9 protein-coding genes are annotated in these 11,205 nt (G+C 31.7%); all 9 read left to right on the top strand.

All coding sequences use genetic code 11. From position 1 onward, the window contains the following. Nucleotides 1-328: 328 nt before the first annotated feature. From tviB to FTU72_RS12315, 9 genes are read left to right on the top strand one after another with little or no spacing between them, the layout of a single operon-like run. Nucleotides 329-1,606, top strand: a complete 1,278-nt coding sequence (gene tviB, locus FTU72_RS12355) for a Vi polysaccharide biosynthesis UDP-N-acetylglucosamine C-6 dehydrogenase TviB (RefSeq protein ID WP_180052958.1) — start codon at nt 329-331, stop codon at nt 1,604-1,606. 18 nt (nt 1,607-1,624) lie between these two features. Beyond that, entirely contained in the window at nt 1,625-2,650 is a 1,026-nt protein-coding gene (locus FTU72_RS12350) for an NAD-dependent epimerase/dehydratase family protein (protein WP_180052957.1), read from the top strand. 1 nt (nt 2,651) lies between these two features. Next, entirely contained in the window at nt 2,652-4,169 is a 1,518-nt protein-coding gene (locus FTU72_RS12345; protein ID WP_180052956.1) for a hypothetical protein, read from the top strand. Then, on the top strand, nt 4,166-5,479 hold the full coding sequence (locus FTU72_RS12340) for a Coenzyme F420 hydrogenase/dehydrogenase, beta subunit C-terminal domain (RefSeq protein ID WP_180052955.1): 1,314 nt from the start codon (nt 4,166-4,168) through the stop codon (nt 5,477-5,479). The genes FTU72_RS12345 and FTU72_RS12340 overlap by 4 nt, the downstream gene beginning before the upstream one ends. A gap of 13 nt (nt 5,480-5,492) precedes the next feature. Next, nucleotides 5,493-6,629 (top strand): polysaccharide pyruvyl transferase family protein, encoded by a 1,137-nt coding sequence (locus FTU72_RS12335; RefSeq protein ID WP_180052954.1) that lies wholly within the window; start codon nt 5,493-5,495, stop codon nt 6,627-6,629. A gap of 3 nt (nt 6,630-6,632) precedes the next feature. Beyond that, entirely contained in the window at nt 6,633-7,607 is a 975-nt protein-coding gene (locus FTU72_RS12330) for a glycosyltransferase (RefSeq protein ID WP_180052953.1), read from the top strand. Beyond that, nucleotides 7,604-8,686 carry a glycosyltransferase family 4 protein gene (locus tag FTU72_RS12325; protein ID WP_180052952.1) on the top strand — a complete coding sequence of 361 codons (1,083 nt, stop codon included), beginning with the start codon at nt 7,604-7,606 and terminating at the stop codon, nt 8,684-8,686. The genes FTU72_RS12330 and FTU72_RS12325 overlap by 4 nt, the downstream gene beginning before the upstream one ends. A gap of 31 nt (nt 8,687-8,717) precedes the next feature. Further along, nucleotides 8,718-9,803 carry a glycosyltransferase family 4 protein gene (locus FTU72_RS12320; RefSeq protein ID WP_180052951.1) on the top strand — a complete coding sequence of 362 codons (1,086 nt, stop codon included), beginning with the start codon at nt 8,718-8,720 and terminating at the stop codon, nt 9,801-9,803. A gap of 52 nt (nt 9,804-9,855) precedes the next feature. After that, nucleotides 9,856-11,205, top strand: coding sequence for a phenylacetate--CoA ligase family protein (locus FTU72_RS12315; RefSeq protein WP_180052950.1), 1,350 nt, complete (start codon nt 9,856-9,858; stop codon nt 11,203-11,205).

Below are 11,205 nucleotides of genomic sequence, written 5' to 3'. Positions count from 1 at the left end.
TCAATTACGCAAAATAATTCGGTACTATTAAACATCGGGACTAGAGTTTTAAGTTTTGTGTGGTAACTCAACTGATGGCTCTAGTCCTCTTATTTTTCAAGTCAATTTTTTATCCGCGATTCGGGTTGAATAGTGAATGAAGAGAGAAAAGCCTGTTCGCTCAATAAAATCTTTTTCCAAAGGCTTCTTTCATAAGCTTAGTTAAATATTTTCTTATTTTTTTTTGTTTTTTGGTGTTAAATCACAACAGAATTTTCATGTTTTTCTGCTAGTATGCCCGCCGAAAGATTTAATCTTCATAAGTACAGTACATAAATAAGGCGTTGAAATGCTATCTATTGCAGATTTAAAAATTGCGGTGATTGGTTTGGGCTATGTGGGCTTGCCACTTGCAGTTGAATTTGGGAAAAAAGTACCTGTAGTGGGTTTTGATATCTACCAAAAACGAATTGATGAACTCAAAAGTGGCCAAGACCATACCTTAGAAGTTTCCCCTGAAGAACTCAAACAAGCGACTCAGATCAGCTATTCAGCAAATTTAGAAGATTTAAAAAGCTGTAACTTTTTTATTGTCACTGTGCCTACCCCAATTGATGAGTTTAAGCAGCCAGATTTAACGCCGCTTGTTAAAGCTTCGACCAGTATTGGCCAGGTACTTAAAAAAGGCGATGTGGTCGTTTATGAGTCTACCGTATATCCAGGTGCGACTGAGGAAACCTGTATTCCAGTTCTGGAACAGGTATCAGGCCTGAAGTTCAATCAGGACTTTTTTGCCGGTTATAGTCCAGAGCGAATTAACCCGGGCGATAAGCTGCATCGTGTCACCAATATTCTGAAAATTACCTCAGGTTCTACGCCTGAAGTCGCTGAGTTTGTCGATCAGGTGTATAACCTGGTGATTGAAGCAGGTACGCATAAAGCAACTAGCATTAAAGTGGCTGAAGCAGCAAAAGTCATTGAAAATACCCAGCGTGATGTCAATATTGCCCTGATTAATGAGCTGGCCGTGATCTTTAATAAAATGGGAATTGATACCGAAGCAGTTTTGCAGGCTGCCGGTACCAAATGGAATTTCTTGCCATTCCGTCCGGGACTGGTTGGTGGACACTGTATTGGTGTTGATCCGTACTATTTAACCCATAAAGCGCAGTCTATCGGTTATCACCCTGAAATTATTCTGGCAGGTCGCCGCTTAAATGACGGTATGGGGGCTTATGTAGTGACCCAGCTGGTCAAGGCGATGATCAAGAAAAAAATTCAGGTCGAAGGTGCCAAGGTTTTAGTACTAGGTCTTAGCTTTAAAGAAAACTGTCCGGATATTCGTAATACCAAGATCATCGATATCGTGCATGAGTTACAGGAATACCATATTCAGGCAGATGTGTATGACCCTTGGGTCGATGCGGCTGAAGCAGAGCATGAATATGCGATTACTCCGGTCAAGAGTTTAGAGCAAGGTCAATATGATGCAGTGATTCTGGCAGTAGCACATGAGCAGTTTAAAGCTATGGGTGCTGAAGCATTACGTGCCTTGGGCAAGTCAGCACATATTTTATATGACCTGAAATATGTACTGGATCAATCTGAATCTGACCTTCGTCTGTAATTTATAGGGACCATAAAAATGAGCCAATATCAAACTGTATGCGAGCAATTACAACAAGCACCAAAAACCTGGTTAATTACCGGTGTGGCAGGCTTTATTGGCTCAAATTTACTGGAAACCCTGTTAAAGCTGAATCAAAATGTCGTGGGCCTGGATAATTTTGCTACAGGTCATCAGCATAATCTGGATGAAGTGCAAAGTCTGGTCAAGCCTGAACAGTGGACAAACTTCAAGTTTTATAAAGGTGATATCCGTAGTTTTGAAGATTGCCAGACAGCCTGTGCCGGAGTGGATTATGTGTTGCATCAGGCCGCTTTAGGTTCTGTACCCCGTTCAATTGCTGACCCGATTACCACCAATTCAGCCAATATTACCGGCTTTTTAAATATGCTGACTGCTGCACGTGATACAGAAGTGAAAAGCTTTACCTATGCCGCCAGCAGTTCAACTTATGGTGACCATCCGGCACTGCCTAAAGTTGAAGAAAATATCGGCAAGCCACTTTCGCCTTATGCGGTTACCAAATATGTAAATGAGCTGTATGCTGAAGTCTTTGCCCGAACTTATGGGTTTAAAACCATCGGTTTGCGTTACTTCAATGTCTTTGGCAAGCGTCAGGATCCGGATGGTGCCTATGCCGCAGTTATTCCAAAATGGACGGCGGCCATGATTGCTGATGATGATGTTTTCATTAATGGTGATGGTGAAACCAGTCGTGACTTCTGTTTTATTGAAAACACGGTTCAGGCCAATATTCTGGCAGCCACTACGCAAAATGATGAAGCCAAAAATCAGGTCTATAATGTCGCAGTAGGAGATCGTACGACTCTAAATGATTTATTTAATGCCATTAAAGCTGCATTAAATGAAAATGGTGTGACTTATACGAAAGAGCCTGTATATCGTGATTTCCGTGCTGGGGATGTTCGACACTCACAGGCGAGTATTGAAAAAATTAAAAGTTTTTTAGATTATCAACCCAATTATAAAATAGGTTCGGGTATAGAGTTGGCGGTAAGTTGGTATTTGGCTGAAAATAACTAGAATGTCAAAAAATACTACAATTCTGAGAAATGCCTCTTATTTGGTATTTCGTACACTATTAGTCAGTTTAATTGGACTGTTTACAGTCCGTGAAGTACTTAGACTATTAGGCGTTGAAGAGTATGGATTATTCAATCTTGTTTTTGGTATTGCGGCTTTGTTTGCTTTTATCAATGGTGCAATGGTTTCATCGACTCAAAGGTATTTATCATATTATATCGGTAAAAAAAATAACAAACTATTTGAAGATGCTTGGAGTAGTAGTTTATTTCTACACTTATTAATAGCAGTAACTGTCTCTGTTGTTCTACTCAGTATAAGAGATTTAATGTTGAATAGAGTCTTATCTATTGATTTAAATTATATGAAATCTGCAAACTTTATATTCTACTTTGCTGTAATTTCTATTTTTATTTCGATATTTCAAGCCCCTTTTAATGCATTGATACTAGCAAAAGAAAAGATGTCTTTTTATGCAGGATTATCTCTGTATGATGCTATTTCTAAATTAGGAATAGTTTGTTGCTTATATTTCATGCAAGAGTCATTGTTGGAAAAGTATACAGTTTTGTATGTGAGTTCAAGTTCGGTGGTTTTTGTTATATATGTTTTATATTGTTATAAAAAGTTTAATAAAAAAATACAGTTAAAAGTTTCAAATGTTCCTTTATTAAAGGAAATGTTTTTTTATTCATCATGGAATATTTTTGGTAATTTTGCTGCTATTTCTAAAATACAAGGCATAAATATTTTACTTAATATTTTCTTTGGAGTGATAGTTAACTCTACATATGCTATAACAAATACAGTTATAGGAGTGGTGGGCGGTTTAACAAATTCAATTTCTATTGCGATTAATCCGCAAATATATAAAAGTTATGCAGAAGAAGATTATATGCGTAATAGCCTATTAATTAATATTGGATCAAAATTTAGTTTCTTTTTTTGTCTCCTAATAGTTTTACCAATCTTATTTAATACTCAATATTTATTAGAGTTATGGCTACATGAAATACCTGATTATTTGATAGACTTTGTACAGTTAGCATTGGCTATTATGCTGATAGATTGTCTTTCAGGAACATTAATGACAGGAATACAAGCAACAGGAAAAATTAAAATATATCAAATTGTAGTAAGTATTTCAGTTTTTATGAACCTTCCTCTATCCTATTTAACATTACAATTTATACCTAAACCATCGGTTATCTATTGGATTGCATTATTGATGGCTTTTGTAAGCTTAGGGTTAAGATTATATTTTTTAAAACGTTTGGCTAAATTTAGTATAATTGTATATATGAATTCAGTTTTGGTTAAAATAGCTCTTGTTTTATTTTTTTCAGTATTTTTCTCTTGGTTTTTGAAAGAGCTTTTTGAAATTGATGATCAAATGATTTCATTTCTTTTATCATCAATTATTATAGTATTAATTGTAGTGGCTAACATCGTTTTATTTGGGCTTTCAACTATAGAAAGGCAGTTTATACAAAATAAAATAAAGGGTTATCTTAAATGAGTATTGATTTGATTGTTAAAAATAACTTATGCACTGGTTGTGGAGTTTGTATTTCTGAGGATCAAAGTCATCAGGCAAAAATGATCTGGAATAATGAGGGATTTCTTGTACCCTCATTAGGTAAAAGCTCAACTCAAGATAAGATGATTAAAGTTTGTCCTTTTGCAATTCAACAAAAAAATGAAGATGAATTAGGGGAGTTGTTTCTAAAACTGCCAGAAACTCAATATCACGATAAAATTGGATATTATTATGGGCTTTATGCAGGATATAGTAAGGAATTCCGTGAAACGTCTTCATCCGGTGGTATAGCTACATATGTCTTTAAATCATTATTAGAACAGAAATTTGTTGATCATTTATTTATTGTTAAAGAGGTTGATGGTCAATATGCTTATCAGTTTTTTTCTAATGTTGAAGAAATTACCCAGATATCAAAAACAAGATATACCCCTGTAACTCTAGAGAAGCTATTTCAAGAACTTTCGAAAGTAGATGGAAAAGTCGCAGTTTCTGGTGTGGCTTGTTTTGTTAAGGCAATACGTTTAAAGCAAATGTATGACCCAGTTTTAAAAGAAAAAATAGCATTTATTGTAGGTATTATTTGCGGTGGGTTGAAAAGTAAATATTATACAGACTATTTAGCACAAGAAGCAGGTTGTAAAAACGAATATAATCATGCCCAATATCGTGTTAAAAATAAAGAGAGTCATGCGTTAGATTATAAGTTTTCTTGTATAGAAAAATCAGACAAAAGAATTCATATGGTAGATATGCAAAGCCTTGGGGATATGTGGGGGACAGGTCTATTTAAATCCAATGCATGTGATTTTTGTGATGATGTTTTAACGGAGCTAGCAGATATTTCATTGGGAGATGCTTGGATAAAGCCATATAGAATGGATGGTTTGGGTAATAGTATTATAATAACGCGTACTGAAATTGCTGAATTAATAGTAAATGGTAATGATTTAGTCTTAGATTCTATAGATGAAAATAAAATTATTGAATCTCAATCTGGAAGTTTTAATCATAGACATAATGGATTATTGTATAGAATTCAATTATATAAATCCCAAGGCAGGATAGTGCCTTTTAAAAGAGAGAGAGTTTTAAAAAAACAAATCTTTTTGTTGAATATGATTCAAAAAAATAGATTGTCAACTCGGGAAAAAAGTATTTATTTTTGGATGAAATTTAATGATAGGCAAAAATTTAATAATGCAATTAAGATATATCTATATAAGCTTAGATTTGTAAGCAAGTGGACTCACAGATTGATTCGATTTATTCAAAAAATTAAGCTCTAAGGGAGTGGTACACATGAAAATAGCAATTTTAACACTTCCACTAGAAACTAATTATGGTGGTAATTTACAAGCTTATGCCTTATATACTATTCTAACCAAGATGGGGAATGATGTAGAGCTTATTAATTATCGCCATAAGCAGGTATCAGATTTTAGAAAAGTTTTATCTACTTTAAAGCAAAAAGTTATGTATCAGAGAAATGCTTTTTACTTCTTTGATAAAGAGCAAGCAATAATTAATCAGAATCATGAAGAATTTATTAATTCACATATAAAACGTTCTAGCCCAATATATTCAACAGAACAATTAGTTGAGTATTTTAATATAAATAGTTTCGAGTCTATTATTGTTGGAAGCGATCAAGTATGGAGATTTGAATATCCTCCTAAAATAGAGAACTACTTTCTAGAGTTCTTAGAGAAAAATAGTAGTATTAAAAAAATTGCTTATGCTGCTTCTTTTGGTATAGATAATTGGAATTATACTAATCATGTAACTGAGAAAGTGAGAAAATTGGTTCAGAAATTTAATTATATATCAGTACGTGAGGTTTCAGGTGTGCAACTTTGTAAAAGAAAACTTTCTATTGATGTTAAACATGTAGTAGATCCTACATTGTTATTAAGCCATGAAGAATATCTTAAAATAATAGGTGTTAATAAAAAAACAAACAATGAAGGTAAAATATTAACTTATATTTTGGATGATAGTGTATTTAAAACTCAGATAATTTCAAAAACTAAAAATAATCTAAATAAAGATACATTCATTGCTCAGCCTGTAAGAAAATCAAAAAAAAGAATGTTTGAGAAAAATTTAGAATCCTATATATATCCGTCTATAGAAAATTGGATTAGATCATTTTACGATGCAAGTTTTATTATTACTGATTCATTCCATGGGACTGTGTTTGCAATAATTTTTAATAAACCATTTATTGCTATTGTAAATAAAGAAAGAGGAGCTTCAAGATTTGAATCTTTATTAGGGACATTAGGGTTGATGGACAGAATGATAGATGAAAACACTTTAATAACTCATGATTTATTTGAAAATAGAATAGACTATAATAAGGTTAACTCTTTATTAGATGAGTGGATTGCTTACTCATATAATGAACTGAAGACTGCACTTGTTGATAAGGAATAAACTGTGATTGTAGCTCCAAAACTAAGTGTTATTGTTCCTATATATAACATGGAAAAATACTTGCCAGATTTTTTTCAGTCAATTTTAGATGCTAATCCACTACAAGAGGTTGAATTTGTCTTTGTAAATGATGGATCTACTGATTCAACTAGTACTTTTTTAGCTAATTTTATTTCTGATAATGAGTTAAATATAAAAATTATCAATCAAGTCAATCAAGGTGTAAGTGCTGCAAGAAATACAGGGTTATTAAATGCAAAATCTGAATACATTGCTTTCATAGACCCTGATGACATGGTTGCAAGTAATTATTTCGAAAAAATTTTAGAAATTTTAGACCACAATAATGTAGATATCATTCAATTTGGTGCAAAGCGTTTTTTTCAGGATATAGCAGATGGCTTCATAATGACAAATTCTATGTTTAATGAAGGTATTCATGATTTAACTGAAGAAAATTTAATGAAAATATTTTCCAATGGTTTTTGGGTCTGTTGGTTGAGAGTATTTAGAAAAAAATTATTTGAAAATATTGTATTTCCTAAAATACATAGTGCTGAAGACCTAGCTGTTATTCCTGTTGTTTTTTTAAGAGCTTCTTCAATTTATTATACTAGTGAGCCTTTATATTTATATAGATTTAATCCGAATAGTTTAGTTGCTTCAAAAAATGATGGTTATATAATTCGTGCAGAAAATTCATATAAATATATTTTTGACGATTTTAAGAGTAAGTATGCTCAATACCCTTTACTGTCTACTACTATTGTTCCGATAATTAGGGGGCATATTTACTTTTTAATTAAAAATAAAAATAATGCTTATGCTAGAAAAAAATGGAAATATTTCAAGAGCGAATTAAATAGCTCTAAATTTGATCCAAGATTAATCAGAAAATTGTCAAATAAATTATTTTACAGATTTGGTGTTGATTTTTTAATTATATTTGAATTTATTAAAGGTTTAGTTAAAAAATGAAAAAGAATATTTGTTTCTTGGTTGGAAACTTGAATAATCCAGGAGGTACTGAACGTGTCTCTTCAGCTATTGCAAATGAGCTTGCAAACTTGGATTTTAATATTCATATGCTAAGTATATGCGAAGGTCAAAACCCTTTTTTTTCATTAAGCAGTAAAATTGAAGTTAGTAATATTTTTGACAAACCTAAGAATATGACTTTCAACTCTTTACTATTAATATACAAAATTAGAAATTTTGTTATTAAAAATAGTATTGATACTTTGGTTGTTGTTGATAGTATTTCTTGCGTTTTTACCATACCAGCATTATTTGGATTAAATATTAAACATATATGTTGGGAACACTTTAATTTTAATGAGGATTTAGGGGTTCGATATAGAAAATGGGGTAGGATTCTCGCAGGAAAGTATTGTGATAAAATTATTACACTTACTCATAAAGATAAATCATTATGGTTGAAAAACATACCTAATAGTAATTTAAGTGAAAAAATTATTGTTATCCCTAATCCTAATCCATATGAAAACATACAGTTTTTATCTAAAAATAAATCAAATAGGGTTTTAGCTGTTGGGAGGTTAACTGATCAAAAAGGCTTTGATTTATTAATACATGCATGGGCATTAGTTTGTAAACATAATTTTGATCATACTTTAACCATCATTGGGACTGGTCCAGATGAAAATAATCTTAAAGAATTAGCTATTAGTTTAGAGGTTGATTCTAGAATAGAGTTTTTACCAGCAACAAAGAATATAGAATTTTATTATAGAAACTCTTCATTTTTTTGTCTAAGTTCAAGGTATGAAGGTTTTGGTATGGTTATTCTCGAAGCCCAAGCTTTAGGTTTGCCTGTTGTTAGTTTTGATTGTGACTGTGGTCCTTCTGATTTAATTAAACATGATGAAAATGGATATCTAGTTGATCCTGGTAACTATCAATCTTTAGCTGAAAATTTAATAAAGATGATTAATTTGCCTGAAGAAAACTTTATAAAATTTAGTAAAAACTCTATTGAAAGTGCCAATAAATTAAATATAAATAATTTAATTCCTAATTGGTTATCTATTTTATAGTTTATACAAATAATCTGAGTTGAATTATCTTATGAATATACTCCATATAATATCTTCACCTGCATCTGGTGGTGCTGAAGTTTATGTTAAAGATTTAGCTAAGTGCTTAGCTAGTCAAGGTCATAATTTACATATAGCATTTTTAAGTAGTGCATCTGATATTGGTAGAGATATTGTATATGAAGATAATTTCTTAAGTGATTTAAAGTTGTCAGGAATTAATATTTATATCATTGGTAATGAAACTCGTAAAAAACCATGGTTAGGTGTGTTGCGCATAAAAAAATATATTTCTGATCATAATATAGATATTTGTCATACTCATTTAGCATATGGAGTTTTCTTTTCTATTTTATTAAATATTCCTGTTGTATATACACATCATACTCTCTCGCCACGTTGGGGGAAATTTACTTACACTTTATTTAATAAAATTGTTGATGAATATATTGGAATATCTAAAACATGTGCTACTGCTTTATCAAGTTATACAGGCAGAAGTGTAAATGTAATAATGAATGCTGTTGCTGATGATAAGTTTCGAAAGTATATTCGAGTAAGAAATAGGGAGAAAATTATAACTATAGCTATGGTTGGTCGACTTAATATTCATAAAGATTACTTAAATATTTTACAGGCATTGAATTTTTTGGATGAAACTTATAAAAATAAAATAAGAATACTTATTGCAGGAGAGGGTGATAGGGATTATAAGAAAAAGTTAATGGATTTTATTGAGAAAAAAAAATTGACCGATATGGTTACATTTGTTGGAGTTAAAGAAAATATTCCAGAATTTTTATATCAAGCAGATGTATTTTTAATGAGTTCATCTACTGAAGGGCTACCTATTGCTCTTATTGAAGCCACTATTTCTGGTTTACCTTGTATTGTGACTGATGTTGGCGGATGTGCAGAAGTTATTGCGAATAGTGAAAATGGTATAGTCGTTGCTCCCCAAAAACCCCAGGATTTGGCTGAGGCTATCGCTAGTTTAGTTAATCAACCTAATCTTATAGAAGAATATTCTACAAATGCTATTCACAACTCAGCTCAGTATTCAATCTCGAAAGCAGCACAACTACACTTGGATTTATATAGCAAGATGCTTAAATAAAGATACATTATGTATTAACATTGTTTAATTTATATCAATATTGAGCTTAAAAATGTCACTCAAAGAAAGTTTAGTTCGTTTTAGTCCTCATCTTATTCAAAACCTAGCCATTACGTTGTTTAATGTATATCAGTATAAGGTACGACATGGGGGAAGCTATTCTGATTTTAGAGAATATTATCAAAGAGCTGATAGTTTTTCAGAAAGAAAATTGGAACAGGAAATCAATATAAAAAAAAATGAGTTCTTTACATATGTTTTAAACAAATCAGAATGGTATGAGAAAGTAAAACTAGATAATTTAAATCAAGTTAATGTACTTGAAAAAGAAGATATTATTAATAACCTGGATAGAATAAAAACAATAAGTGAGTCAGAAGGTATTGTAAGTTTAACAGGAGGCACAACAGGTGCCTCTATGAAAGTAATTTATACCAAAAAAGATATGCAAGAACGGTTTGCTATTCTAGATCACTTTCGTGCACAGCATGGTTATGAGCTAGGCAAAAAAACAGCCTGGTTTTCTGGTAAAAACTTAATTACTCAACAAGATATAAAAAAAGGAATTTGTTCACATTATGATTTTATAAATAAAATTAGGTTCTATTCTACTTTTCTAATCAATGAAAAAAACTTTGATGTGTATTGGAAGTCTTTAAATGAGTTTCAACCTGAATTTTTAGTCGGCTTTCCCTCTAGTGTGTTTGAAATTTGTCAAATTGCCAAGGCCAAAGGTTTAAAATATACGGGCAAGGCAAAAGTTTTTTTCCCAACAGCAGAAACAGTATTATCAGAACACCGTCACGTGATTTCTGAAGTCCTAGGCTGTAAATTGGTAGATCAATATGCTTCTTCAGAAGGTGCACCCTTTATACTAGAATGCAGTGCTGGACATTTGCATATTCATCCTTTAACAGGAATTTTTGAAGTTGTGGATGATAATTTAAAACCTGCTCAAGCCGGGCAAATGTTAGTAACTTCTTTCACAACACATGGCACACCACTAATACGTTATCGGATCGGTGACTCAATTACTTTAGCAGATTCTACAAAAAAATGTGTGTGTGGTTCTATTTTTCCATTAGTTGAACGTATAGAGGGGCGTACAAATGATTATATTCTTTCTCCTACCCATGGTAAGGTAAATTTAGGTAATATTAGTAATTCTACTAAAGATACTAAAGGGATTGTATGTTTTCAACTTATTCAAGATAAGGTGGATCATGTAGAAGTGAAAATTGTAGTAAATAATGAATTTGATAATAAACAGGAATCAAATTTTATTTCTGCTTTAAGAGAAAGAGTTGGTAATGATATTCAGTTGAATATAAGATATGTTGAAAGTATAGAGAAAGAAAAAAGTGGAAAATTTAGAATTGTTAAAAATTTAATAGGTAAATAA

Origin of the sequence: Acinetobacter sp. YH12137, assembly GCF_013418535.1 — a bacterium.
Lineage (GTDB): Bacteria > Pseudomonadota > Gammaproteobacteria > Pseudomonadales > Moraxellaceae > Acinetobacter.
Note: the sequence above shows the minus strand (reverse complement) of the source record. Positions and strands in the feature narration are given on the sequence as shown.